Origin of the sequence: Streptomyces pratensis (genome assembly GCF_016804005.1) — a bacterium.
In the GTDB taxonomy this organism is placed as follows: domain Bacteria; phylum Actinomycetota; class Actinomycetes; order Streptomycetales; family Streptomycetaceae; genus Streptomyces; species Streptomyces pratensis_A.
In genome coordinates, this window is record NZ_CP051486.1 from 6172072 (window position 1) to 6197972 (window position 25901).

Below are 25901 nucleotides of genomic sequence, written 5' to 3' on the forward strand. Positions count from 1 at the left end.
GTCAGTCCAGGTCGATGTGTTCGCTGCCGCCGGTGCCCTCGTCACGCGGGTCCGAGGGGTCCTCGGCCGCCTTCTTCCCTGGACCGGAGGTGCTTCCGGTGCCGCCCGAGGTACCTCCGGCGCCCTCGGTGCCCCGGGTCCAGCGGCCCTCCTGGCCCTCGACGGCGGAGCGGTAGGCGGCGAGGAGTTCGTTCCCCGCGGCGGCGAGATGGTCGAACAGTTCCGGATTGCGGTCGATGACGGGCTCGACGGCGGACTTGGCCTGCCGGATCACCTGCTGGACGGTGCCCTGGGCCGCCATGCCGAGCAGCGGCGACTGGAGCGACGAGACCTTGTCGGCCACCGCGTCGATCAGTTTGCGCAGCTCCTCGGCGGCGGAACCCGGCTGCTGTCCGTACTGGGCACGGCGGCGGGCCTTCTCCGCTTCGAGGTCCTCGGCGCAGGCCTCCGCCCACGCGTCGTCGTCGACGGGACGATCGGTGGCTTCACTCATGGCGGACTCCTGCGACGCGATTGTCTGCGTGGCCGTGCGAGCCACGTACTACCGACGTTACCCGAACGGTGGTACGCCGTTCATTGTGTCCGAGGCCAGAGCCCGGGGTCAGGTGTGAACCGGACACGCAGGACGCCGTCGGTCAGCGCGGCCCCCGAGACGGTACAGCGGCGCAGCGCGGACTCCAGACGCAGGATCCGGTGGAACGGCCCTGCGGTGAGGAGCAGTTCGTCGCCGCGCCTGACCAGCTTGAGGTCCTCCTTGACGGCCCCGGGCAGCGGCAGGCACCAGGCGATGACGCCGTCGCCGGCGTCCTCGGTCCACCACGGGTCCCCGGCGTGTCCCGGCGCCCGGTCGTCCGGTGCGCAGGTCTCGGCGAGGAGGTCCAGGTCCTCCAGGGTGCGGGGCTCGCGGCCGAGGTGGGCGGTCTCACGCACGGAGGTTCCGGGCGCCCACTCCTGGTGCCAGTGGTCCAGGCACTTCTCCTGCCGGGCGGCGAGATCGGCGAACCAGGGGTCGGCCGAGTGCCGGGGCAGGACCCTGGAGGCCACGACGGAGTCGACGCGCAGTCCGTGCAGGGCGAGTCCGGTACGGGCGGTGCTCAGCGCCTCGCCGCCGGCCCGTCCGGGTTCTGCGACCAGCCTCACGGTGGTCGCGCCGTCCTCGATCAGTGCCTCGACGGCGGCCAGTTCGGCGTCCTTGCGGGCGGCGGACTCGTAGAGCCACTGGGCGGGCATGGGGACGCCGGCGAGCTGGGCGAGGACCGGGCGCAGGGCACGGGCGGCCTGGCGTTCCCGGGGCAGGAGGCGGCGCAGATAACGGCGCAGCTGTCCTGGCAGGGCGAGCAGGGCGAGGGCTTCGGTGAGCGGGGGCAGGTCGACGACGAGGACCTCGTGGCCGTCCTCCGCCCGGTCTCCCCCGGCCGCCCGGCGCAGGGCGTGGAGGAAGGCGAGCTGTGCGCTGCCCGGCAGTTCGGTGAGTTCCTCACCGTCGAGCCGGTTGGCTCCGAGCAGGTCCAGCACCCCGGACGCCCGGTCCTGGAGGTCGAGCAGCTCGTCACGGAAGTGGGCGGCGGAGTCGATACGGGCGCAGGCCAGCCGCTCGGTGACCTCGGTGGGCGCGGTGCCCGCCGGGAAGGCGGGCACCGCGTCCGCGGAGATCAGGAGGGTGCGCCGGCCGCTGCGGGCCGAGGCGAGCGCGGTCGCCGCGGCGACGGTCGTACGGCCTGCGCCGCCGGGGCCGGTGACGAGGACCGTGCGCACGTGATCAGGCCTTCGGGACGGACTCGACGCGCTTCTTCAGCCCGGCGAGGGCCCGGTCGATGATGACCTTCTCGGCCTTGCGCTTGATCATTCCGATGAGCGGGATCTTGACGTCGACGGCGAGCCGGTAGGTGACCTCGGTACGGTCGCCGTCGCCCAGGGGTGCCAGCGCGTAGCTGCCGTCGAGCGCGCGCAGCATCTGGGACTTCACGAGGGTCCAGCCGACCTCGTACTCACTGTTCCAGGTGTACGCGAGAACGTGGTCGTCCTTGATCGCTCCGGCGTCCAGGACGAGGCGGACCTGCTCGGCACGGCCCTGGTCGTCCGTGGCCAGGATCTCGGCCTCCTTCACCTCTCCGGTCCATTCCGGATAGCGGGCGAAGTCGGCGATCACTCCCATGACGTCGGCCGGTGCCGCCTCGATCGTGATGCTCGAGCTGGTGTGTTCAGCCATCGCCGTGGCCCTCCAGTGCGGTGTACCGGTCGCGTTCGGCAGAAGCCTGCCGTGTGCAGGCTATCGCGTGCCGACGGCCCTCCCGTCCGCGCCCCGGCCCCGGGACGGTGGTCGTGTCGCTCACCACTCCAGGGCCCAGGGGCGACCGCTGGAGGCGAAGTGGCCGACGTTGACGCATTCGGTGACGCCGATCCGCATCCGCCGGACCAGGGGCTGGTGGACATGGCCGAAAATCGCGTAGCGGGGGCGGGTCCGGTGGATGGCGTCGAGGAGCGCGCGGCTGCCGCGCTCGAAGCGCCGGGCCACTGTGTCGTACGTCAGCTCGGGGACGTCCGGCGGGATGTGCGAGCACAGGACGTCCACCGGCCCGAGCGCCTCGACCTTGGCCGCGTACTCCTCGTCGCTGATCTCGTACGGGGTGTTCATGGGAGTCCTGAGGCCGCCCCCCACGAACCCGAAGACCCGGCCTCCGATCTCGACGCGTTCGCCGTCCAGCACGGTGGTACCGGCATTGGCGTACTCGGGCCAGAGCGCGGGCACGTCCACGTTGCCGTACGTGGCGTAGGTCGGGGTGGGCATGACCGCGAACATCTCGGCGTACTGCTTGCGTACGGCGGACAGGATCGCCGCGTTGCGGTCCCGGCCGGCCCACAGTTCGCGGCCGAAGGCGCGTGCCTCCTCGAAGCGGCGCGCGGTGCGCAGCTCGACGATGCGGTCGGCGTTGGCCACTCCGAACAGGTCGGGGAAGATGCCGCGCGAATGGTCGGCGTAGTCGAGGAAGAGGACCAGGTCACCCAGACAGATGAGGGCGTCCGCGCCGTCGCCGGCGCGCGCCAGCGCCTCCGCGTTCCCGTGCACGTCGCTGACCACGTGCACGCGTGTCCGCCGAGTGGGGGTTGTGTGCTGATTGTGCGGTGTGCCGGCTCGCATGCGGATCACCCTAGGTCGCCGCGCGCCGCTCTGGGTAGAGGCCGCCGGACCTGCGATTACTTCCGGATAGGGACACGGGTGGACTAATGTGCGCCGAAGTACCACCGATATGTGTGATGCATAAGACATCTGGCCGGATCCCCCTTTCCGGAACCGAGTACCGGTGGGTAACGTCCCGCCAGTCCAGTCGTGCTCACCCCACTGAGCATCTGCCAGTCTTGGACCGATCCGGTACGTCGCACAGAGCCGTGGAACCGGAGCCCGATGAGGAGCAGCAGTCTTGCGCGAGTTCAGCCTTCCGGCCCTGTACGAGGTCCCCACGGACGGCAACCTGACGGATCTCATCCGCCGCAACGCCGCTCAGCATCCCGATGTCGCGGTGATGAGCCGGAAGGTGGCCGGTGTCTGGACGGACGTCACGGCGACCCGGTTCCTCGCTGAGGTCAGAGACACCGCCAGAGGCCTGATCGCGTCGGGTATCCAGCCGGGCGACCGCGTCGCGCTGATGTCGCGCACCCGCTTCGAGTGGGTCCTGCTGGACTTCGCGATCTGGTGCGCGGGCGCCGTCACCGTGCCGGTGTACGAGACCAGCTCGCCCGAGCAGGTCCAGTGGATACTCGGCGACTCGGGCGCCGTCGCGGTCCTCGTGGAGAGCGACGCCCACGCCGAGTCCGTCACCGCCGTGCGGGACCGGCTCCCCGGCCTGCAGCACGTCTGGGAGATCGACCGGGGCGCCGTCGACGAGCTCGTGGCCGCGGGTGCGGGAGTCTCCGACGAGACGCTGGACCTGCGCATGGTGAGCGCCAAGGCCGACGACCCGGCGACGATCGTCTACACCTCTGGCACCACGGGCCGCCCCAAGGGCTGTGTGCTGACGCACCGCGGCTTCTTCGCCGAGTGCGGCAACATCGTGGAGCGGCTGAAGCCCCTCTTCCGTACGGGCGAGTGCTCCGTCCTGCTGTTCCTGCCCACCGCGCACGTCTTCGGCCGGCTGGTCGAGGTCGCCTCGGTGATGGCCCCGATCAAGCTCGGCTGCGTGCCGGACATCAAGAACCTCACCGACGAGCTGGCCTCCTTCCGGCCGACGCTGATCCTCGGTGTGCCGCGGGTGTTCGAGAAGGTCTACAACTCGGCGCGGGCCAAGGCCCAGGCCGACGGCAAGGGCAAGATCTTCGACCGTGCCGCCGACACCGCGATCGCGTACAGCCGCGCGCTGGGCACGCCGGAAGGCCCCTCGGTGGGCCTGAAGATCAAGCACAAGGTCTTCGACAAGCTGGTGTTCGGCAAGCTGCGGGCCGTGCTCGGCGGCCGGGGCGAGTACGCGATCTCCGGCGGCGCACCACTGGGCGAGCGGCTCGGCCACTTCTTCCGCGGCATCGGCTTCACGGTGCTCGAGGGCTACGGCCTCACGGAGACCTGCGCCGCCACGGCGTTCAACCCGTGGGACCGGCAGAAGATCGGCACGGTCGGCCAGCCGCTGCCGGGCTCGGTCGTCCGGATCGCCGACGACGGCGAGGTGCTGCTGCACGGCGAGCACCTCTTCACCGGCTACTGGAAGAACGAGGCTGCGACGGCCGAGGCGCTGGCCGACGGCTGGTTCCACACGGGTGACATCGGCACGCTCGACGAGGACGGCTATCTCGCGATCACGGGCCGAAAGAAGGAGATCATCGTCACGGCGGGCGGCAAGAACGTCGCCCCCGCGGTGATCGAGGACAGGATCCGCGCGCACGCCCTGGTCGCCGAGTGCATGGTGGTCGGTGACGGGCGCCCGTTCGTCGGCGCGCTGCTCACCCTCGACGAGGAGTTCCTCTCCCGCTGGGCCGAGGAGAACGGCAAGCCGGCCGGTTCGACCGCGGTCTCGCTGCGCGAGGACCCCGAGCTGCTGGCCGAGGTGCAGCGGGCGGTGGACGACGGCAACGCGGCGGTGTCCAAGGCGGAGTCGGTACGCAAGTTCCGCATCCTGGCAGCGCAGTTCACCGAGGAGGCGGGCCACATCACGCCGTCGCTGAAGCTGAAGCGCAACGTCGTGGCGAAGGACTTCGCGGACGAGGTCGAGTCGATCTACCGCGGCTGACCCCGGACGTATGTGGGAGGGCCCGCACCGTGACGGTGCGGGCCCTCCCGCATGCTCAGAGCAGCGTCTTCAGGTGTTCGGCGAGCAGGTCCCAGCGCCATTTCTCCTCGACCCACGCCCTGCCCCGCTCCCCCATGCGCCGGCGCAGCTCCGGGTCGCCGAGCAGGGTGACGATCCGGTCGGCGGAGTCCTCGGCGGAGCCGCCCCGCACCACCCACCCGGTCTCGCCGTCGAGCACTGCGTCGGGGGCACCCCCCGAGTCACCGGCCACGACCGGCAGCCCGGTCGCCGACGCCTCCAGGTAGACGATGCCGAGGCCTTCGACGTCGAGTCCGCCGCGCCGCGTGCGGCAGGGCATGGCGAACACGTCGCCGGCGCCGTAGTGCGCGGGAAGTTCTTCCCAGGGCACGGGTCCGGTGAAGCGCACGGAGTCCTCGACACCGGTCTCGGCCGCCAGCTTCTTCAGCTGCCCGGCGTACGGGCCGCCGCCCACGACGAGCAGGACGGCGTCCGGCACCCGCGCCAGGATCGCCGGCATGGCCAGGATGAGGGTGTCCTGCCCCTTGCGCGGCACGAGCCGCGAAACGCATACGACGACGGGCCGGTCCGCGAGGCCGAGCCGCGCCCTCACGCGGTCGCCGCCCGAGGCCAGGTGGAAGGTCTTCTCGTCGACGCCCGGCGGCAGCTGCACCATGCGGTCGGCGGCCTCCGGGGTGAGCGCGGCGGCGATCCTGGACCGGGTGTACTCACCGAGGTAGGTGATCGTGTCGGTGCCCTCGCCGATGCGGCGCAGCAGCTGCCGGGACGCGGGCAGTTGGGCCCAGCCCGCCTCGTGGCCGTGCGTGGTGGCCACGAGGCGGCGGGCGCCGGCCCTGCGCAGCGCGGGCGCCATCAGCCCCAGGGGGGCCGCCGCACCGAACCACACGGAGGAGCAGCCGTGTTCGCGCAGCAGCCCGGCCGCCCGTCGGGTGACCCGCGGGGTGGGCAGCAGCATCGTCGTACGGTCGCGTACGACGGTGAAGGGCTGCTCGGCGTCGAAGGCGGCGGTGGCCTCGGCGCCTTCCGCGCCGCGCTTCCAGGTGGAGGCGTAGACGACGAGCCGCTCCGGGTCCATGCGCAGGGCCATGTTGTGCAGGAAGGCCTGGATGCCACCGGGGCGGGGCGGGAAGTCGTTCGTCACGATCAGCGTCTTGTCCATCGCCGCCGACAGTACCGGGCGGCCCGACGGCCCTGCCTGACGGCTCCCGCACAGCCTGGGCCTGCATCATGGCGTGCATGACGGTCGTCAGGACAGGTGCGAGCGGCCGGGCTCTGTCCCTCGCCGTGTGGGGCCTCACCCGGGCGGTGCTGCTGCTCTGCGTCTTCAAGGTGTTCACGGTGCCCGGGCCTGACGTCACGAGCGACGTCTCGGTGATCTACCGGGGCTGGTACGAGGTGCTCCGCGCCGGTTCGTATCCGCTCGACGACGTCACCTGGCAGTATCCGCCCGCCGCAGCGCTCGCCGTGCTCTCCCCGGATCTGCTGCCCTTCCTGGAGTACGCCTCTGCCTTCTTCGTCCTCGTGCTGCTGTGTGACGCACTGGTGTTCGGACTGCTCCTGTACGCGGGAGGCCGGCCGGGCATGCGCGGCGCGGGCACATGGCTGTGGGTGGTGGGTGTGCCGTTGCTCGGGCCGACCGTGTACGCCCGCTACGACCTGATGGTGACGGCCGTCGCGGTGGCGGCTCTGCTGGCGGGTGTGCGCAGTCCCCGCGCGCTGGGAGCGCTGGCCGCCTTCGGCACGCTGCTGAAGGTCTGGCCGGTGCTGCTGCTCGTGGGCACCGCCCGGGGCCGGGACACCCGCAGGTCCTGGTCGGCGGCGGCGGTGACGGCCGCCGTGTCGGCCCTGGTGGCCGCGGTGGTGCTGCCGGGCGCGTTCGCCTTCCTGACGTTCCAGCGGGACCGGGGGCTGGAGATCGAGTCGCTGGGTGCGCTGGTCTTCCATGTGGCCCGGCAGTTCGGCTGGGAGGGCCGGGTCGAGCTCCGTTACGGCTCGATGGAGTTCGCCGGCCCGCATGTGGCGCTGGTGAGCACACTGGCCCTGGCGCTGAGCGTGCTCGCCTTCGGATGGCTGCTGGTGTGGCGGCTGCGGGCCCGTACGTTCGCGGTGCACACCCCGGCGGACGCGGCGTTCACGGCGGTGCTGCTGTTCACCGTGACCAGCCGGGTCATCAGCCCCCAGTACATGGTGTGGCCGCTCGGGCTGGCCGCGGTCTGCCTGGTGTTCCGGGGCAGCCGGATGACCCGGCCCGCGTGCCTGGTCCTGGTGGCCACCGCCGTCACGCTGCTGGAGTTCCCGCTCGGCTTCGCACACGTGGTGGCGAGCGACGCGGAGGGCGTGGCGCTCATGACCGTACGCAACGGTCTGCTGGTGGCCGCGACGCTCGGGGCCGGGCGGCGGCTGTGGCGGGACACCGTGCCGTCCGCCGGGCGGGGGCGTCCGGCGGAGCGGCTCAGCCGAGACGGGCGCGCAGGTACTCCCGCCAGCGCGCCGTGAAGTCCTGGGGGGTGGTCCCGAGCACCGTGTGCATGGCCTGCTCCACGGCCCCGTCACGCTCCGAACGGCTCCCCACGGCCTTGTAGAAGGCGATCAGCTCCTCCTCGCCCCAGTCCCTCGCGATCAGCTCGCAGGCCAGCCAGCCGCCCTCGTACGCCCGGGAGAGCTTCGCCGCGTCCTCGCCGAAGCCGAAGTCCTCGTCGGACGGCAGCCGCGCGGGCAGATCACCGCTCCTGACCGCTTCGGCGAGTTCCGGCGCGACCTCGGGGGCCGTGCGGCTCTCCTGACGGTAGGCGGCCCGGTCGGCGAAGCCCTCCGAGAGCCAGACGGGGGTGGCGGCGGAGGTGTGCGCCCGGGTCGCGACATGGGTGGTCTCGTGGGTGAGGACGACGCGCTGCCCGAAGTCACCGAGCATTCCGTAGGCCTGCGGGTTGACGATCACCCGGTCCGCGGGCGCCCGGCCGCCGCCGCCGACCTCGCCGGTGGTGACGGCCGCTATGCCCCGGTAGCTGGCCGCGGGTGAGTCCAGGAGTCCTGCCATGTCCTCCACCGACTCGGGCACGATCACCACGACCCGCTCCCCCCAGGGCTCCGGCCATGCCCCGGTGACGGCGGGGACGGCGGCGTCGGCGGTGGCCGCGATCCGGCGCAGTTCCGCCGCCTGGCGGCCCACCCCGAGGACCAGGCTGTGCGTGCCCCGTACGACGTCGACGTCACCCTGCTCCCACAGCTGCCCCGGGGCGCCGTCGGCGGCCCGGTCGGCGGAGATGTACCAGGTGCGGCCGTCGTCGCGGCGGACCAGCTCCACCGTGCGGGAGGAGGACATGGGGGCCTTGTCGTAGCCCTTGATCCGGTACCGGAGTTCGACCTCCGCCGTGACCCGGTCCCCTCCCTCGCCCGTCACGTCCTTCACCTCGTACGCCCATGACTCAAGCGGTACGTCGGCGAGGTTGCGGAGCTCGGCACTCTGGGCCGCCCGGAAGGAGGCCGCCCTGGGGTCGAGCGCCGCCAGGTACGCGGCGGTGTCGTGCCCCATGACCGCTGCGGCGCGGCGTTCCAGGGTGGCGCCGACCTCCTGGGCGGTGATCCCGGTGGGGGCCTCCCGTGGGGCGGCGCACGCGGGCGCGATCAGCAGAGCGGCGAGCACGGCGCCCGCCGTGCTCCGTCTGCGGGTGCGCTCCCGCCGCGCGTCCTGCGTTCGAACAGCCATCGGGCCGATCGTACGGTCAGACGCGGGCGGCCGAGGAGACGGGCGTCACGCCGGCAGGGGCACGGCGCACCGGCGCCCGTCGGCAGGGGGCATGGACGACCTGCCCGTCGCCGGTGGTGTGCGCGGCGGCCCGTCGCCCGGGGCGGGCGGACCGGCGGACGGGAGCCGCGCTGCGGCGCGGACAGTGACCGGACGGCCGCGGACCGCCCGAGTACCACGCCCGCAGCGGAGAGTGCCGGAACGGCGCCGCCCCGCCGGTGACCTGTGGTCTCCGGCGGGGCGGGCATCGGTGCGGGTGGCGGGATTCGCCCGTTCGGGCGTCAGCCGACCCGCACGCCGAACTGGAAGGACCCGAGGTACTCCATCGCCTCGTAACGCACGTTCGTACCCGGGTACGGGGCGTGCAGGACCTGGTTGTTGCCGGCGTAGATCCCGACGTGCGAGGTGTTGCTGAAGAAGACCAGGTCGCCCGGCTTCAGTCCGCTGCGGCCGATCCGCACACCGTCGTTGACCTGCGTGTACGTCGTGCGGGTGATCTGGACACCGGCCTGGCCGAAGGCCCACTGGGTCAGACCCGAGCAGTCGTACGAGTTGGGACCCGTGCCACCGCGGAAGTACGGCTTGCCGATCTGCGTGGCGGCGGCCTGGAGGGCGGCGGCGCCGACACCGGAAGCGGGGACCTCGTTGCCCAGCTCGACCCGGTCACCGGCGGCGCGGCTGGCGCGCTGCTCCTCCTCGGCCATCTTGGCGCGCTCGGCGGCGGTGAGGGTGTTGAGCAGCTTCTGGGCGTCGGCCAGCTTGACCTGGTACTTCTTCTTGTTCTCGTCCAGTGTCTTGCGGACGTCGGCGAGGTCGTTGAGCTTGCCCTGCGCCTCCTTGCGCTGCTGCGCGAGACTGCGCTGCTTGGCCTGGATCTTCTCCAGCGACTGGGCCTGCTTGGCCGTCAGCTGGTCGAGCGCGGAGGCCTGGTCGAGGAAGTCGTCCGGGTCCGAGGAGAGCAGCAGCTGGACCGACGGGTCGAGGCCACCGGAGCGGTACTGCGCGGTGGCGAGCGAACCGAGTTCACCACGCAGGGTGTTCAGCTCCGCCTGCCCACGGGCGACCTTGTCCTGGAGGGCGTCGGCCTGCTCCTTGAGCTTGTCCTGCTGCTCCTTGGCGCCGTTGGCCTTCTCGTTGACGATCTCGGCCTCGTGGTACAGCTTGTCGACCTTCGCCTTGACCTCGCTCTTGGTCGGCTTGGGGTCGGCGTGGGCGGCCTGGGAGGTCAGGGCCACGGCAGCAGCGGCGGTCGCGGTGAGCACGGTCACGCGGGCGCGGCTCGGCTGCTTGGGACGGCGGTGGGACCCCACGAAGGCGAGCTCCTTCTTCCTCGAGCCGCCTACCGGGCTGTGGGGGGATGCGAATGAATCCCCGGCTCCGCGAACGTCACGGAATCGGCGGTTCCTTCGCTGTCACCCCTGGTGGGCAATCAACCGTGCGAAGGTTCGAGGCCTGACCCTAGTGACCATCTTGTGATCAGTTCAAATCCTCACGGGCAAAATCTCGTCACACCAGGCACTTCTTTACTTTCATCACACTGCCTGTAGCGGTGACTTGACGGTACGTTCCATAAATTCCGGCAAGTCGCCCATGCCTCACAAGACGCCTCAGACTCGCGAAAGGCGCTTCAGGAGCAAGGCGGACGCGACCGGCCGCGCCCCCGCCTTCGCGACCCCGTCCGCGACTTCGCGGTCGGTGGAGACCACGACGACAGGCCTGCCCGGCGGTTCGGCGCGCGCCAGTTGCCTGATCAGCTCGTCCGCGGTCACCCCTGCCTTGCTGAACAGCACACGGACCCCGCGGGGCGGTGCGAGCAGGACCGGGACGGCCAGCTCGGCGCCGTCGAAGACGCAGGTCATCTCGGCGCCGGTCTGCGCCGCGAGGACCGAGAGGCCGCCCAGGAGGCGCAACCGCTGCTTCTCCAGGGGCATCTGCGGATAGCCGGTCTTCGTGACGTTGTAGCCGTCGACGATCAGATGCGCCTGCGGCAGGGCGAGCAGCTGGTCGAGCAGCGCCGGGTCGGTCTCCGAGAGCGCCCTGGCCGCGATGTCCTTGGGCGACATCCGGCCGGGCTCCACCGCTTCGACGCCGTCCGCGGGACGGAGCGAGGAAGGGGGCAGGGCCAGTTCACGGCGGAGTCCCTGCGCGGCGTCGAGCACGGTGTCCAGGAGCAGCCGCAGCCGCATGTCCTCGACCGAGCGCCCCTCCCTGGCCGCTCTGCGGCCCGCCTCGACGGATGCCTCCGCCTCGGCCAGCCGCGCCTTGAGCCGTCGGGACTCGATCTCGGCGGCGGAGACCTGGGCCGCCGCCTCGGCCCGCACCGCGTCGGCCTCGGTCCCGGACTTCCGCAGGGCCGCCTCTCCGCGCTTCACCTCGCTCAGGGCACTGCGCAGCTTGCGGTGCAGCGAGTCGGCCTCCTTGCGGGAGGCCTCCAGCTCCGAGCGCAGCCGCTCGGTCTCGGCCCTGGTCTGGCCGCGGGCGCGGTCGAGCTCCTCGCGCAGCCGTTCCAGCTCGCGCCTGGTCTCCTCGTCCGCCAGCTCGGCGTGCGCCCGCTGGACCTCCTCGCCCGCCGCGGCCACCAGTTTGACCCAGCCGGCCGGCCGCAGCACGTAGGCGGCGGCGGCCACGTCGACGGGGTCGGCGGCGGCGGGCGGCGCACCGGAGGTGAGCGCGTCGGCGAGCTCCGGCTGGGTCTGGACGATCCGCTCACCGATACGACGGCGGAACACCGGGTCGCTCTCCAGGGCGGCGGCCATCGCGTTACCGGCGAACTTGGCCCGCCTGCTCGGGGTGAAGCGGGCGTACTGACGGAGCTGGGAAGGGAGTTCGCCGACGGTCAGGCCGCCGAACGCGTCGGATACCAGCGCCACCACCTTGCGGCGTACGCCTTCGGGCAGCGGACGGTCGAGCGACTCCGCGGTGCCGTCGGCCGCATCGGCCGGTTCGGCGCCGCCTGCCGGCTGCTCCACCATCCATCACCCCAATGTGTCTGTCCGCGCGGCTCCGTCAGGAGTCGGCACCTGGCCTGTCGACCAGCTCGATCTGGTCCACGGCGTTGCACCAACGGCAGCGCACCGACTCGATGGTCTCACTGACCACCTCGCGCTCCTCGACACTCGACTCCCCGGCCAGGTCGAGATGCACGTACTCCACGACCTTCGAGGAGCGCGTCACATCGAAACGGGTGAGGTTGCCGCAGAGCGTGCAGCGCCAGCGGGTCCCGTCCGTCGGCTGGGGAACCGTCGTCATCGTTGCGTCCTCTTTCGTCGTTCGTCGAGTCTGTGCGTGCCCAGGTCTTCGATCTCGCGGTGCGCCGTCGAACTGCGGATGTCCTGCCGTAACCCTACGGCCTTGCGCATACGTATCGGCACGGCGAGGCGGTCTGTCCTGTTCTCGCCGGTTGCGTCATGCTCTGTACGTGATCGATTTGCGGGAAGTCGACTGGCGGGAACGGGCAAGAGAGCTCGGCGCGGCGGCAACGGCGGGGGGCGCCCCGGTCACGTACGGGCTGATGGCTCTGTGCTGCGCGGTGTTCCTGATCAGCCCGCTCTCCGGGTTCAACCCCGCCTACGGCAGTGCCGACGCGCTCCTGGCCGCCCAGGCCGGGTACTTCGAGCGGTGGGGTGTCATCCCCGGCGAGCTCGTGGACGGTTCCGCGCACGCGGTGCTGACCCCGCTGACCGCGCTCTTCGTGCACGGCAGCTGGCTGCACCTGCTGGGCAACATGCTCTTCCTGTACGTCTTCGGCGCGATGACCGAGGAGCGCATGGGCCGGACCGAGTTCGCCTTCTTCTACCTCGCGTGCGGCTACTTCGCCCTGGTGGCCTACGCGGTGGTGCACGCGGACTCGGACCAGACGCTGGTCGGCGCGTCGGGGGCGATCTCCGCGGTGCTCGGCGCCTTCCTCTACCTCTTCCCCAGGGCCCGGGTCACCAGCCTCTTCCCGTTCCTCTTCTTCCTGCCGCTGCGTTTCCCGGCCTGGATCGTGCTCGTCTTCTGGTTCGTCCTGCAGTGGCTGGCGGCACGGAGCGCGGGCAGCGGACCGGGCGTGGCGTACCTCGCGCACGTGGCGGGTTTCATGGCCGGGTTCCTCTACGCCTGGGTGCGGTTCCGGGGTACTACAGTGAAGTCTCCAGCCACGGCCACCGAGGGAGAAAGCCAGCCGTGATCACCGCGATCGTGCTCATCAAAACCAGCGTGGACCGGATTCCCGAGATCGCCGAGGCCATCGCCGCGCTGGACAGCGTCAGCGAGGTCTTCTCGGTCACCGGTACGTACGACCTGATCGCCATGGTCCGGGTGGCCCGGCACGACGATCTGGCCGATGTCATCCCGGGCCGGATCAGCAAGATCCAGGGTGTCGAGGCCACCGACACCCACGTGGCGTTCCGCACGTACTCGCAGCACGACCTCGAAGCGGCCTTCGCGATCGGCCTCGACGCCTGAGACACCCCACGCCACAAGGCGTACGGCTCCGGCCGGGGACGGGAGGCACCGCGCCTCCCGTCCCCGGCCGGAGCCGTTTCCGGACCTGTCAGACCTGCGCGGCACCCCGGTCGGGCACGCAGCGGCCCTCCTCGGTGCGGTACGTCCAGCGGGCACCCTTGCTCACCAGCTCGCGGACGGCGCCCAGGAACCGCTCGATGTGCTCGTCCGGCGTGCCCGCTCCGAAGCTCACCCGGATGGCGTTGAGGGACTTCTCCCCCGGCGCGGCCTCGGGAGCGCCGCACTCGCCCGGGTCCTGGGGCTCACTGCCCAGGAGGGTCCGCACCAGCGGGTGGGCGCAGAACAGTCCGTCGCGCACCCCGATGCCGTACTCCGCGGAGAGCGCAGCGGCGAAGTGCGAGCTGTTCCATCCCTCGACCACGAAGGAGATGACGCCGACCCGCGGGGCGTCGTCACCGAAGAGCGAGAGCACCTTGACCTCGGGGACCGCCGCGAGGCCCTCGCGGACGCGGGTCACCAGCTGCTGCTCCCGCGCGACCAGCCGGTCGAAGCCGGCCTCGGTCAGGGCCTTGCAGGCGGCGGCGATGGAGTAGACGCCGATGACGTTGGGCGAGCCCGCCTCGTGCCGGGCCGCGGTGGTGTGCCACTCGACGTCCACCCCGCCGTCGGTGCGCCGGGCGACCTTGCGGGAGGCGCCGCCGCCCGCGAGGTACGGCTCCGCGTCCACCAGCCAGTCGGCACGGCCCGCGAGGACACCCGACCCGAAGGGCGCGTACAGCTTGTGACCCGAGAAGGCGACCCAGTCGACGTCCAGCTCGGCGATGTCCACGGGGTGATGGGGCGCCAGCTGCGCGGCGTCGAGCACGATGCGCGCTCCGTGGGCGTGGGCGGCGGCGGCCAGTTCCCTCACCGGCCACAGCTCGCCGGTGACGTTGGACGCGCCAGTGACACAGACCAGCGCGGGGCCGTAGGGCTCACGGCCGGCCAGGGCCGTCTCCAGGGTGGCGACCGCCTGGTCCGGGGTGCGGGGGGCGTCGAGGTAGGTCACGCGGGCGTCGCGCCAGGGCAGCAGCGAGGCGTGGTGCTCGGTCTCGAACACGAAGACCTCGCAGCCGGCGGGCAGTGCGGCGGCCAGGAGGTTGAGGGAGTCGGTCGTCGAGCGGGTGAAGACCACCTGGTCGTCCGCGCGGCACCCGAGGAACTCCGCGACGGTCACGCGGCTGTTCTCGAACAGGTCGGTGGAGAGCTGCGAGAGGTACCCGGCACCGCGATGCACACTGCCGTAGTACGGGGCGTAGGCGGCAACGTCGTCCCACACCCGCTGGAGAGCCGGGGCGCTGGCCGCGTAGTCGAGGGCGGCGTACGTGACATCTCCACCCGTAACCAGCGGAACGGTGACATCCGAACCCAGAACCGACAGCGGGGCACAAATGGACTGGTCGACGGCAGCGGTGGAGACAGACATGGCGAACTCCCGTGAGAGGCAGGCGAGATCCACGCGCCGGCGATACGCAGCGGCGCGGAGAAGGAAGAAGAAAGGGTGTGCGGAGGAGGGCTTCGCGCCCTATCGCATTCGCTTGCTCACAAGAGGCTCCCTGGGACCAGGACCCCAAGGGGTGACATCAGACGATGCCGAGGGGCCCGCGCTTGCCACAGACCTCGCTGCCTGCGGCCTGGTCTTCACCCGGGGCACCCCGCCACGGACGGAGGGTTGCCGGACAGCGGGCCGGGGCCGTAGTCGCTGTCACTCATGACCTGCGCAGCATCTTGCCACAACCTCGGCGACGCGCAAGGGCGCAGTCCGCGATTCGGACTGCGCCCCCGGGTCCTCAGCCGGGACCAGGCTGGATCCGGCCCTCGCTCACATCGCCCGCCCTCAGGCGTTGCTGGCCGCCACCCAGCGCTCCAGCGCGCGCTTGGCCGCCCCCGAGTCGATGGACGTCGCGGCCCGCGCGATCCCGCCCGCGAGCTGCTCGCTCAGCGTGCCCTCGCCCGGGTCCAGCGCGACCAGCGCGGCGGCCGAGTTGAGCAGCACGGCGTCGCGTACGGGGCCGGTCTCCCCGTCGAGCAGCCGTCGGGCCACATCGGCGTTGTACGAGGAGTCCGCTCCGCGCAGCGCCTCGACGGGGACCAGGTCCAGGCCGACGTCGCGCGGGTCGAAGGCTTCCTCCCGGACCGTGCCCTCACGGACGATCCAGACCCGCGACGTCGCCGTGGTGGTCAGCTCGTCGAGGCCGTCGTCGCCCCGGAAGACGAGCGCGGAGTTCCCCCGGTCCGCCAGCACGCCCGCCACGATGGGCGCCATCTTCGGGTCGGCGACGCCGATGGCCTGGGAGCGCACCCGTGCCGGATTGGTGAGAGGGCCGAGGATGTTGAACGTGGTCTGGGTGCCGAGCTCCTTGCGCGCCCTGGCCGCGTACCGCAGGGCGGGGTGGAACTTCACCGCGAAGCAGAAGGTGATGCCCGCCTCCTCGGCGACGGCGACGACGCGCTGCGGCGTCAGTTCGAGGTTGACGCCGAGCTTCTCCAGCACGTCGGAGGCCCCGCTCGCCGAGGAGGAGGCACGGTTGCCGTGCTTGACGACCTTCGCGCCGGTCCCCGCGACGACGATCGCCGACATGGTGGAGATGTTGACGGTCTTGGCCATGTCGCCGCCGGTACCGACGATGTCGACCGTACGGCCGGGCACCTCGATGGTGTGGGCGTGCTCGTACATGGCGCGGACGAGTCCGGTGACCTCGTCGACGGTCTCGCCCTTGGCCCGCAGGGCGACCGCGAAGCCGGCGATCTGCACGTCGGTGGCCTCACCGCTCATGATGCGGTCCATGGCCCACGCTGTGTCGTCCGCGCCGAGGTGCTCGCCGCGCAGGAGGGGGGTCAGCACGCCGGGCCAGGTACGGGCCGCCACGCTGTCGCCGCCGTCCGGGGTCACAACGTTCATGGTCCGCTCCTGGGGTCCACAGCCGATACAAGGATGCCTCCCACCCTATCCAGCCCGGAGGACAGCGAAGAGCCCCGTCCATCGGATGGACGGGGCTCCCGCTGTGGCGTTCAGCTGAGGTGATCAGTGGTGGCCGTGGCCGCTGGTGATCTCCTTGTACTCCTCGGCGGTGGGCTTGGCGATCTGGTTGTTCTCGCCGTAGTAGCTCTGGCTGAGCCTCGCCCGCAGCTTCTGGATCGCCGACGGCTTGCGCTCGACGCCGTTCTCGTCGACCGTCGGGCCGATCTCGACCGGCTTGTACTGCTCGTGCGCCGTGAGCGTGTGCAGCTGCTCCGGGCCGAGCGGCTCGTGGATCTCGACGAACTCACCGTGCGGCAGGCGCTTGATGGTGCCGGACTCGCGCCCGTGCAGCACCTTCTCCTTGTCGCGGCGCTGGAGGCCGAGGCAGATCCGCCGGGTGACGACGAACGCGAGTACCGGGCCGACGAAGAAGGCGATCCGGACGAACCAGCTGATCGCGTTGAGCGACAGGTGGAAGTGGGTCGCCCAGATGTCGTTGCCGCCGCCGATCAGCATGACGAAGTAGATCGTCACCCAGGCGACACCCAGACCGGTACGGGTCGGAGCGTTGCGCGGACGGTCCAGGATGTGGTGCTCGCGCTTGTCGCCGGTGATCCACGACTCGATGAACGGGTAGAGCGCGAGCGCCCCGAGCACGACACCGAACAGCACCAGCGGGATGAGCACGCCCAGGACCAGCGTGTGGCCCCAGAGGTTGATCTCCCAGCCAGGCATCACACGGACGAAGCCTTCCGCGAAGCCCATGTACCAGTCCGGCTGAGCGCCCGTGGACACCTGGTCGGGACGGTACGGGCCGAGCGCCCAGATCGGGTTGATCGTGGCGATCGCGGAGAGGATCGCGATGAAGCCGAAGACCAGGAAGAAGAAGCCCCCGGCCTTGGCCATGTACACCGGCAGCAGCGGCATGCCGACGACGTTCTTGTTCGTCTTGCCGGGGCCCGCGAACTGCGTGTGCTTGTGGAAGAAGACCAGGATGAGGTGGCCGACCACGAGCCCGAGCATGATGCCCGGCAGCAGCAGGATGTGGATCGAGTAGAACCTCGAGATGATGTCCGTACCGGGGAACTCCCCGCCGAACAGGAACATCGAGATGTACGTACCGACGATCGGCATCGACAGGATCGCGCCCTGCGTGAAGCGCACACCCGTACCGGAGAGCAGGTCGTCCGGGAGCGAGTAGCCGGTGAACCCGGTGAACATGCCGAGCACGAAGAGCAGGAAGCCGAACAGCCAGTTGATCTCACGCGGCTTGCGGTACGCACCGGTGAAGAACACCCGGAACATGTGCACGAACATGCCGGCCAGGAAGATGATCGCGGCCCAGTGGTGGATCTGCCGGACGAGCAGACCACCACGGACGTCGAAGCTGATGTCCAGCGTCGAGGCGTAGGCCGCGGACATCCGGATGCCGTTCATCGGCTCGTACGAGCCGTGGTAGACGACCTCGTTCATGCTCGGGTTGAAGAACAGCGTCAGGTACACACCCGTGAGGATGATGATGATGAAGCTGTAGAGGCAGATCTCACCCAGCATGAAGGACCAGTGGTCCGGGAAGATCTTGCGCATGTTGGCCTTGGCCAGGCCGTAGATGCCCAGCCGGCCGTCCGCCCAGTCGGCAACCCGCTCACCGGCGGGCGCCTTGCGCTGTGTTTCCGTCGCAGTACTCATCCGCGCTCCCAGAAGGCAGGACCGACGGGCTCTTCGAAGTCACCGAGCGCTTCGAGGTTGCCCTCGCTGTTCACACCGATCCGCAGCTGCGGAAGGGCGTGACCGGCCGGACCGAAGATGACGCGGGCGCCGTCGGAGAGGTCGAAGGTGGACTGGTGGCACGGGCAGAGCACGTGGTGCGTCTGCTGCTCGTACAGGCTGATCGGGCAGCCGACGTGGGTGCAGATCTTGGAGAAGGCCACGATTCCCTCGTGGGCCCACTCGCGCTCGCGCTTGTCCTTGATGTTGTCCGGCTCGATGCGGATGATCATCAGGGCGGCCTTGGCGATCTGCGTCTGGAAGTCGTGCGCGTCCTCCTCCAGGCCCTCGGGCATGGCGAAGGTCAGCGAACCGACGACGACGTCCTCGGGACGCAGCGGCTCCATGGTGTTCATGTTGACGAGCTGCTTGCCCTTGGCCCACAGGGTCTTGCGGAGCTTCTTCTCCGGCAGCGGACCGAGGTCGCGCAGCAGCACCACACCGGAGAGCGGCACCAGGGCCAGCGCACCGAACATGGTGTTGCGGATCAGCTTCCGCCGTCCGATCGCCGACTCCTTGGCACCGGCCGCGAAGTCGGCCATGACCTTGGCCTTGACCTCGGGCGTCGCCTCGATGGCGTGCCGGTCGTCTGCGACCTCCACGTCGGACATCAGGGTGCGCGCCCAGTGGACGGCACCCGCGCCGATGAGGAAGAGCGCCAGCCCCAGGGTCAGGCCCAGGGAGAAGTTGAGTGCGCTCACATGGCCGAACGGCCAGATGAAGACGATCTTGTCGACCGGGAAGATGACGTACGAGGCGATGAAGCCGACCGTCGCCAGCATGGACAGCGTGAACATGAAGGCGACGGCGCGCTCGGAGCGCCTCGCGGCCCGTTCGTCGATGTCCTGGATGCGCGGCCGGTGGGCCGGCAGCCCCGGGTCGGCGAACGGGTCGCCCGCACCCTCTACCGCGCCGTGCGCGGTGCCCTGCTCTACCGGCAGGTTCTCTTCTGGAATCTGTTGGCTACTCATGACTTCTTGGCCTTAGCGGTGTGGGCCGCGACCCATACGGCGATGGCGATCAGGCCGCCCAGGCCGAAGATCCAGCCGAAGAGACCTTCACTGACGGGGCCGAGGCCACCGAGCGAGAGCCCGCCGGGGGACTCGGACTCACTGCCGTTGACGGTCTGGATGTACGCGATGATGTCTTTCTTCTCCTGCTCCGGCATGGTGCTGTCCGGGAAGGAGGGCATGCTCTGCGGGCCGGTCTGCATGGCCTCGTAGATGTGCTTCGGGCTCACGCCTTCGAGGTCCGGGGCGTACTTCCCGTTCGTCAGGGCACCGCCCTTGCCGGTGAAGTTGTGGCACTGCGCGCAGTTGTTGCGGAACAGGTCACCGCCCTTGGCCACGTCGGCGCCCGAGGGGTCGACCTGGCTCTTGGTGGGTGTGATCGGACCGGCGCCCAGGGACGCGACGTACGCCGCGAGCTGGTCGATCTCGGCCTGGGTGTAGATGACCTTCTTCTTCGGGACCTGGGCACCCGGCTGCTGAGCCGGCATGCGTCCGGTACCGACCTGGAAGTCGACGGCGGCGGAGCCCACGCCCACGAGGGACGGCCCGTCGGTGGTGCCCTGACCGCCGGATCCGTGGCAGCTTGCACAGCCCACGGAGTAGAGCTTCTTGCCCTCGTCGATGGCGAGGGACTGGGCGGTTTCGTCGGCCTGCGCCTTACCCGCAGGCGCAAACGCGGCGTACAGCCCCCCGGTAGCCGCCAGCGCGAGGAGTAGTACGACGACCGCCGCCAGCGGATGGCGTCGTCGTGCGGAGAGCTTTTTCACGGATTACCCCGGTGTCAGGATCTTCTGCGTCGATGGTGAGTGGGTGCGAGCCCGGTTACTTGATCATGTAGATCGTGGCGAACAGGCCGATCCAGACGACGTCGACGAAGTGCCAGTAGTAGGACACGACGATGGCGGCGGTGGCCTGTTCATGGGTGAATCTCGAGGCCGCGTATGTCCTGCCCAGGACGAGCAGGAAGGCGATGAGACCGCCTGTCACATGCAGACCGTGGAAGCCGGTCGTCAGGTAGAACACCGAACCGTACGGGTCGGAGGACAGGGAGAGACCCGCCTCCTTGACCAGCTCGGTGTACTCGAGGACCTGGCCTCCGATGAAGATCGCACCCATCACGAACGTGATGATGAACCAGGTGCGGAGCTTCTTCACATCGCCCCGCTCCGCGGCGAAAACGCCGAGCTGGCAGGTGAGAGAGGAAAGCACCAGGATCGTGGTGTTCGTCGCCGAGAACGGGAAGTTCAGATGGTGAGCCATCTCCTTCCAGTGATCGGGTCCCATCACCGATCGCAGGGTGAAGTACATCGCGAAGAGGGCCGCGAAGAACATCAGCTCGGAACTCAACCAGATGATGGTTCCGACGCTGGTGAGGTTCGGCCGATTGACCGACGGGTGCGCGTGCCCGGTTTCTACTGTCGTTGCTGTCGCCACGACCGACATTATGTCGGTCGCTTATCCCGCCCTCACTCCGGGGGGTGCCGTTCGGTGTGTCAGTGGTGTGTGTCCTCACCGAACGGCCCATCGAATCGCTGTCTTTACCGGTGCTGACAGGCAGTCCCCCGGAGTACGATCCGCCCATCGGTTCATGCCCCGAGAGCCCCGAAGACACAGACGTCACGGAGGAACAATGCAGCCGACCGCCACGGTCCTGGTCTACAGCGACGACGCCAACACCCGTGAGCAGGTGAGGCTGGCAGCCGGGCGCAGGCCTGCGGCCGACGTGCCACCGGTCACGTTCCTGGAGTGCGCCACCCTGCCCGCCGTGCTGAGCGCGCTGGACCGGGGAGGCGTCGATGTCTGCGTGCTGGACGGCGAGACGGCCCCCGCGGGCGGCATGGGGGTCTGCCGGCAGATCAAGGACGAGATCTTCGACTGCCCGCCCGTGCTGCTGCTGATCGGACGGCCGCAGGACGCCTGGCTGGCCACGTGGAGCCGCGCGGACGCCGCTGTGACGCATCCGGTCGACCCGGTCGGCTTCGCGGACGCGCTGGCCTCCCTGCTGCGCCACAGGCTGTCCGTGGAGGCCTGAGGCGCAGGGGCCCCGAACCCCTGCGCGGTGTCCCTCGGGGGCGCGGCGCACTCCCTGGCCGGATCAGACCTGGGGGCGCAGCCGCGCCGTCAGGATGTCGGTGTTCGTGGCCGGCGTGCCGCCGCCGTGCAGGGCGCTGCCCTTCAGCCAGGCGTCCCAGCTCAGGTTCCAGTCGCCGAAGCCGTTGTCGAACGGCGTCATCATCTCGCCCTCGCTGCCGACGACCTTGACGATGTCGCCCTCGCGGACCGTCTCGAAGAACCATTCGGCGTCGGCGTTGCTCATCCCGGTACAGCCGTGGCTGACGTTGGCGTTGCCCTGCGAACCGGTGGACCAGGGCGCCGCGTGGACGTACTCGCCGCTCCAGGTGACGCGTGTCGCCCAGTAGACGGGCAGGTCGTAGGACTCCGAGGAGCCGGCGGCGATGCCGATGCTCTCGCCGCGCATGCGTACGAACTGCTCCTTGGCCAGCACCACCTTGACGCCGTTGCGCGTGTCGAAGCCGGGCTTGCCCGTGGTGACCGGCAGGGTGTTGATCACATCACCGTTGCGCAGGACCGTCATGGAGTGGTCCGAGGCATCGGTGATCGCTTCTATGCGGTCACCGGTGCGGAGTTTCAGGGGTTTCGCGGCGCCCCCGTGCAGGGCGTTCGTGACCCTGATGCCCTTGAGGTTGCTGCTCACGTCGATGCTGGCGTCGGCGGGCCAGTACTCCTTGGGCCGGTAGTGCAGGGTCTTGGCGTCGACCCAGTGCCAGGAACCGGTGACGGCGGGGGTGGACCGGACCTGGAGTCCGCGTTCCACGGTGGCCCTGGCGGCCCTGTCGGTAACCGGAGCACTGAGTTCCGCCGTGAGGGGCTGTCCGACGCCGTAGGTGCCCGCCTGCGGGCCGAAGGTCACCTTCAGGAACTTCTTCGCCGCGGCCGTGCCGAAGGCGTACGTACGGCTGCCGGGAGCGCCGTCGCCGTTCTCCGTGGAGACCTTGACGGTGTATCGGGTGCCGGCCGCGAGCGAGGTGGTGGCGTGCCACCGCTTGCCGTCGGCGTCGAGTTCGCCCGCGAGGTGGCGGCCTTCGGCGTCGACGGCCGTCACGTCGGTGATTTTCGCGTCGTCGTCCTTGACCTTGACTTCGAGGGGCTTGTCGGGGTCGGCCTGCTCGCCCTTGGGCGGGCCGTTGAAGGAGACCAGGCCTGCGGCGTCGTGCGGCTTCAGCGACAGCGGATGGCCTTCGGGCTCGCCACAGGCGGTCGCACCAGCGACCAGGGGCACGACCAGCAGAGTGCAGCTCACTACGGTGCGGATGCGCGGCGTGTGGTTCATGAACCCACGCTAAGAAGATTCATCCGATCCAGCGCGTTCAGTGACTGCAAACGGGGGCCCGGCCCGCTCATCACTGAGCGGACCGGGCCCCCGTACGGGTGCGGCGTGTCCTGTTCGGGCGCGCCCTACTGGGTGCGGTTCTCTCCCCGGTAGTACTCGAAGACCCAGCCGAAGAGGCCGATCAGGAGCAGCGGGGCGGAGAAGTAGGCCAGCCACCAGCCGAAGACGACGGCCATGAAGAGGAAGGCGCCACCGATGGCCAGCGAGAGCGGCTGCCAGCTGTGCGGCGAGAAGAAGCCCACCTCACCGGCTTCGTCCGCGACGTCGGCCTCCTTGTTGTCCTGGGCCATCGCGTCGACCCTGTTGGCCGTGAAGGCCAGGTAGAAGCCGATCATGATGGTCAGGCCGAAGGAGAGGACCAGCGCGGTGGTACCGACCGGCTCCTTGGACCAGACGCCGTACGTGACGGCCATGATCAGCATGAAGACGCTGAGCCAGATGAAGAGCTTGCCCTGGATCTTCACTTACCGTCCTCCTTGCCGCCCACGAGGACCTTGTCACCCTCGGACAGGTGATCCAGCTGCTCGAGCGCCGTGATCTCCGGGTGGTGCAGGTCGAACGCCGGGGATTCGGAACGGATCCGCGGCAGGCTGAGGAAGTTGTGCCGCGGGGGCGGGCAGGACGTCGCCCATTCGAGTGAACGGCCGTAGCCCCAGGGGTCGTCGACCTCGATCTTCTTGCCGTACTTGGCGGTCTTCCACACGTTGTACATGAACGGAAGCATCGACAGTCCGAGCACGAAGGAGGAGATCGTCGAGATCGTGTTCAGCGCGGTGAAACCGTCGGCGGCGAGGTAGTCCGCGTAACGGCGCGGCATGCCCTCGGCACCCAGCCAGTGCTGCACGAGGAAGGTGCCGTGGAAGCCGACGAACAGCGTCCAGAACGTCATCTTGCCGAGCCGCTCGTCCAGCATCTTGCCGGTGAACTTCGGCCACCAGAAGTGGAATCCGGCGAACATCGCGAAGACCACGGTGCCGAAGACGACGTAGTGGAAGTGCGCGACGACGAAGTACGAGTCGGAGATGTGGAAGTCCAGCGGCGGCGAGGCCAGGATGACGCCGGTCAGACCACCGAAGGCGAAGGTGATCAGGAAGCCGACCGACCAGAGCATCGGTGTCTCGAAGGACAACGACCCCTTCCACATCGTGCCGATCCAGTTGAAGAACTTCACCCCGGTCGGTACCGCGATGAGGAACGTCATGAAGGAGAAGAACGGCAACAGCACGCCACCGGTGACATACATGTGGTGCGCCCACACCGTCACCGAAAGGCCGGCGATGGCGATCGTCGCGCTGATCAGACCGATGTAGCCGAACATCGGCTTGCGGCTGAATACCGGGATGATCTCGGAAATGATTCCGAAGAACGGTAGAGCGATGATGTACACCTCTGGATGGCCGAAGAACCAGAAGAGGTGTTGCCATAGCAATGCGCCACCGTTGGACGCATCGAAGATATGCGCGCCGAATTTTCGGTCGACCTCCAGCGCGAAGAGCGCGGCGGCCAATACCGGGAAGGCCAGCAGGACCAGGACACCGGTCAGCAGGACGTTCCAGGTGAAGATCGGCATGCGGAACATCGTCATGCCGGGGGCGCGCATGCAGATGATCGTGGTGATGAAGTTGACCGAACCGAGGATCGTGCCGAATCCGGAGAAGGCCAGACCCATGATCCACATGTCGGCGCCGACGCCCGGCGAGCGGACCGCGTCCGACAGCGGGGAGTAGGCGAACCAGCCGAAGTCGGCCGCACCCTGCGGGGTGAGGAAGCCGCCCACGGCGATCAGCGAACCGAAGAGGTACAGCCAGTACGCGAACATGTTCAGCCGCGGGAACGCCACGTCGGGCGCGCCGATCTGCAGCGGCATGATCCAGTTCGCGAACCCGGCGAACAGCGGCGTCGCGAACATCAGCAGCATGATCGTGCCGTGCATCGTGAACGCCTGGTTGAACTGCTCGTTCGACATTATCTGCGTACCCGGCCGGGCCAGCTCGGCACGCATGAAGAGCGCCAGGAGGCCACCGATACAGAAGAACGCGAACGACGTGACCAGGTACATCGTGCCGATCGTCTTGTGGTCAGTGGTGGTCAGCCACTTGACGACGGCACTCCCCGGCTGCTTGCGCCGCACCGGCAGCTCGTCCTCGAACGAGTCGTCTGCTGCCGCGGCACCCTGGGATTCGTTGAGGATGCTCACAGTTTGTTCGTCTCCGCATTCCTGGCCGGGTCCGTCTGCTCGATGCCTGCCGGCACGTAGCCCGTCTGACCCTTCTCCGCCAGCTCCTTGAGGTGCTGCTGGTAACGCTCGGGAGAGACGATCTTGACGTTGAAGAGCATCCGGGAGTGGTCGACGCCGCAGAGCTCGGCGCACTTACCCATGTAGGTGCCCTCCTTCTTCGGCGTGACCTCGAAGGAGTTCGTGTGGCCCGGAATGACGTCCTGCTTCATGAGGAACGGCACCACCCAGAAGGAGTGGATGACGTCACGCGAAGTCAGGACGAAGCGGACCTTCTCGCCCTTCGGCAGCCACAGGGTCGGGCCCGGGTTGCCGTTCTGCGGGTTGCGCGTACCGGGGATGCCCACGTCGTAGACGCCGCCGGCGCCCTCGGGGAAGTCCTTGCGGTACTTGTCGGGGATGGCGTCGAGCTCCTTGGGGATCTCGTTGCCGGTGGAGGGCGAGCCCTCCACGTTCTCGATGTAGTTGAAGCCCCAGCTCCACTGGTAGCCGACCACGTTGATGGTGTGGGCGGGCTTCGGGCTGAGCTCGAGGAGCTTCGATTCATCGCGCGCGGTGAAGTAGAAGAACACCGAGACGATGATGAGGGGGACCACTGTGTACAGCGCCTCGATAGGCATGTTGTACCTGGTCTGCTGGGGTACCTCCACCTTGGTCCTGCTTCGCCGGTGGAAGATGACGCTCCACAGGATCAGCCCCCAGACGAGGACACCCGTGGCGAGCGCTGCCGCCCACGAGCCCTGCCAGAGGGAGAGGATCCGAGGGGCCTCTTCCGTTACCGGGGTGGGCATACCGAGGCGGGGGAAATCCTCCCAGTTGTATGAACAACCGGAGGCCGTCGCCAGGACCAGGCCCGCAGTCAGCACCTGCGGCAGCTTCCGCCGCATCGGGCGCCGCGACGAGCGGTCGGAGCCGTTGGGACTCACGTAGCGCCTTCCCGAGAGTCTCGCCCGCACGGTTCGGCGCGGCCGTCTCACTTGGTCGGTCGCCGGCCCTGACGCGGGCAGGGGTTTGGATGTTTATGCGGAC

24 protein-coding genes and 1 riboswitch are annotated in these 25901 nt (G+C 69.4%); of the genes, 5 read left to right on the forward strand and 19 right to left on the reverse strand.

Annotated features, from left to right (window positions below; translation table 11 throughout):
• Position 1 precedes the first annotated feature (1 nt).
• The 4 genes from HED23_RS25545 to HED23_RS25560 form a co-directional block, all read right to left on the reverse strand.
• Positions 2-493, reverse strand: coding sequence for a DUF5304 domain-containing protein (locus tag HED23_RS25545; RefSeq protein ID WP_203185720.1), 492 nt, complete (start codon positions 491-493; stop codon positions 2-4).
• A gap of 80 nt (positions 494-573) precedes the next feature.
• A complete protein-coding gene (locus HED23_RS25550; protein WP_203185721.1) occupies positions 574-1755 on the reverse strand; it encodes an ArsA-related P-loop ATPase in 1182 nt (393 codons plus the stop codon).
• Positions 1756-1759: 4 nt separating this feature from the next.
• Positions 1760-2209, reverse strand: a complete 450-nt coding sequence (locus HED23_RS25555; protein WP_203185722.1) for an SRPBCC family protein — start codon at positions 2207-2209, stop codon at positions 1760-1762.
• A 120-nt stretch (positions 2210-2329) separates the two neighbouring features.
• Positions 2330-3139, reverse strand: coding sequence for a metallophosphoesterase family protein (locus tag HED23_RS25560; protein WP_203185723.1), 810 nt, complete (start codon positions 3137-3139; stop codon positions 2330-2332).
• A gap of 280 nt (positions 3140-3419) precedes the next feature.
• Between HED23_RS25560 and HED23_RS25565 the strand changes: the two genes are divergently transcribed.
• Positions 3420-5216 carry an AMP-dependent synthetase/ligase gene (locus HED23_RS25565; RefSeq protein ID WP_203185724.1) on the forward strand — a complete coding sequence of 599 codons (1797 nt, stop codon included), beginning with the start codon at positions 3420-3422 and terminating at the stop codon, positions 5214-5216.
• 55 nt (positions 5217-5271) lie between these two features.
• Here HED23_RS25565 and HED23_RS25570 read toward each other — a convergent pair whose 3' ends face one another.
• Positions 5272-6414 carry a glycosyltransferase family 4 protein gene (locus HED23_RS25570; RefSeq protein WP_203185725.1) on the reverse strand — a complete coding sequence of 381 codons (1143 nt, stop codon included), beginning with the start codon at positions 6412-6414 and terminating at the stop codon, positions 5272-5274.
• A gap of 77 nt (positions 6415-6491) precedes the next feature.
• Here HED23_RS25570 and HED23_RS25575 point away from each other — a divergent pair, with 77 nt between their 5' ends.
• Positions 6492-7751, forward strand: coding sequence for a glycosyltransferase 87 family protein (locus HED23_RS25575; RefSeq protein WP_203185726.1), 1260 nt, complete (start codon positions 6492-6494; stop codon positions 7749-7751).
• Here HED23_RS25575 and HED23_RS25580 read toward each other — a convergent pair.
• From HED23_RS25580 to HED23_RS25595, 4 genes are all read right to left on the reverse strand, one after another.
• Positions 7708-8961 carry a hypothetical protein gene (locus HED23_RS25580; protein WP_203185727.1) on the reverse strand — a complete coding sequence of 418 codons (1254 nt, stop codon included), beginning with the start codon at positions 8959-8961 and terminating at the stop codon, positions 7708-7710. The genes HED23_RS25575 and HED23_RS25580 overlap by 44 nt on opposite strands.
• 320 nt (positions 8962-9281) lie before the next feature.
• Positions 9282-10310, reverse strand: a complete 1029-nt coding sequence (locus tag HED23_RS25585) for a C40 family peptidase (protein ID WP_203185728.1) — start codon at positions 10308-10310, stop codon at positions 9282-9284.
• Between the two features lie 297 nt (positions 10311-10607).
• Positions 10608-11969 (reverse strand): NYN domain-containing protein, encoded by a 1362-nt coding sequence (locus tag HED23_RS25590; RefSeq protein ID WP_203187632.1) that lies wholly within the window; start codon positions 11967-11969, stop codon positions 10608-10610.
• A gap of 37 nt (positions 11970-12006) precedes the next feature.
• Complete coding sequence (locus HED23_RS25595; RefSeq protein WP_014156692.1) at positions 12007-12249, reverse strand: hypothetical protein; 243 nt, start codon at positions 12247-12249, stop codon at positions 12007-12009.
• A 169-nt stretch (positions 12250-12418) separates the two neighbouring features.
• Here HED23_RS25595 and HED23_RS25600 point away from each other — a divergent pair, with 169 nt between their 5' ends.
• Positions 12419-13168: a rhomboid family intramembrane serine protease gene (locus HED23_RS25600; RefSeq protein WP_203185729.1), complete on the forward strand. Its 750-nt coding sequence runs from the start codon at positions 12419-12421 to the stop codon at positions 13166-13168.
• On the forward strand, positions 13165-13446 hold the full coding sequence (locus tag HED23_RS25605) for an Lrp/AsnC family transcriptional regulator (protein WP_033303376.1): 282 nt from the start codon (positions 13165-13167) through the stop codon (positions 13444-13446). The genes HED23_RS25600 and HED23_RS25605 overlap by 4 nt, the downstream gene beginning before the upstream one ends.
• A gap of 88 nt (positions 13447-13534) precedes the next feature.
• On the opposite strand, the gene HED23_RS25610 is transcribed toward HED23_RS25605, so the two are convergent.
• The 6 genes from HED23_RS25610 to HED23_RS25635 form a co-directional block, all read right to left on the reverse strand.
• Complete coding sequence (locus tag HED23_RS25610; RefSeq protein WP_203185730.1) at positions 13535-14911, reverse strand: aminotransferase class V-fold PLP-dependent enzyme; 1377 nt, start codon at positions 14909-14911, stop codon at positions 13535-13537.
• A 173-nt stretch (positions 14912-15084) separates the two neighbouring features.
• Positions 15085-15202, reverse strand: a riboswitch (SAM riboswitch).
• Between the two features lie 120 nt (positions 15203-15322).
• Positions 15323-16387 (reverse strand): anthranilate phosphoribosyltransferase, encoded by a 1065-nt coding sequence (gene trpD / locus HED23_RS25615; RefSeq protein WP_203185731.1) that lies wholly within the window; start codon positions 16385-16387, stop codon positions 15323-15325.
• Positions 16388-16510: 123 nt separating this feature from the next.
• A complete protein-coding gene (locus tag HED23_RS25620; RefSeq protein ID WP_203185732.1) occupies positions 16511-18136 on the reverse strand; it encodes a cytochrome b in 1626 nt (541 codons plus the stop codon).
• A complete protein-coding gene (locus HED23_RS25625; RefSeq protein ID WP_203185733.1) occupies positions 18133-19185 on the reverse strand; it encodes a ubiquinol-cytochrome c reductase iron-sulfur subunit in 1053 nt (350 codons plus the stop codon). The genes HED23_RS25620 and HED23_RS25625 overlap by 4 nt, the downstream gene beginning before the upstream one ends.
• Positions 19182-19991, reverse strand: a complete 810-nt coding sequence (locus HED23_RS25630) for a c-type cytochrome (protein ID WP_203185734.1) — start codon at positions 19989-19991, stop codon at positions 19182-19184. The genes HED23_RS25625 and HED23_RS25630 overlap by 4 nt, the downstream gene beginning before the upstream one ends.
• A gap of 55 nt (positions 19992-20046) precedes the next feature.
• Positions 20047-20667, reverse strand: coding sequence for a cytochrome c oxidase subunit 3 (locus HED23_RS25635; RefSeq protein ID WP_014045480.1), 621 nt, complete (start codon positions 20665-20667; stop codon positions 20047-20049).
• A gap of 187 nt (positions 20668-20854) precedes the next feature.
• Here HED23_RS25635 and HED23_RS25640 point away from each other — a divergent pair, with 187 nt between their 5' ends.
• On the forward strand, positions 20855-21256 hold the full coding sequence (locus HED23_RS25640) for a hypothetical protein (protein WP_203185735.1): 402 nt from the start codon (positions 20855-20857) through the stop codon (positions 21254-21256).
• A gap of 63 nt (positions 21257-21319) precedes the next feature.
• Here HED23_RS25640 and HED23_RS25645 read toward each other — a convergent pair whose 3' ends face one another.
• The 4 genes from HED23_RS25645 to coxB form a co-directional block, all read right to left on the reverse strand.
• A complete protein-coding gene (locus tag HED23_RS25645) occupies positions 21320-22576 on the reverse strand; it encodes a L,D-transpeptidase (protein ID WP_203185736.1) in 1257 nt (418 codons plus the stop codon).
• Positions 22577-22701: 125 nt separating this feature from the next.
• Positions 22702-23100, reverse strand: a complete 399-nt coding sequence (locus tag HED23_RS25650; protein WP_203185737.1) for a cytochrome c oxidase subunit 4 — start codon at positions 23098-23100, stop codon at positions 22702-22704.
• Positions 23097-24833 carry a cytochrome c oxidase subunit I gene (ctaD, locus tag HED23_RS25655; RefSeq protein ID WP_203185738.1) on the reverse strand — a complete coding sequence of 579 codons (1737 nt, stop codon included), beginning with the start codon at positions 24831-24833 and terminating at the stop codon, positions 23097-23099. The genes HED23_RS25650 and ctaD overlap by 4 nt, the downstream gene beginning before the upstream one ends.
• On the reverse strand, positions 24830-25798 hold the full coding sequence (gene coxB, locus HED23_RS25660) for a cytochrome c oxidase subunit II (RefSeq protein ID WP_203185739.1): 969 nt from the start codon (positions 25796-25798) through the stop codon (positions 24830-24832). Before coxB ends, ctaD begins: the two co-directional genes overlap by 4 nt.
• Between the last annotated feature and the right edge of the window lie 103 nt (positions 25799-25901).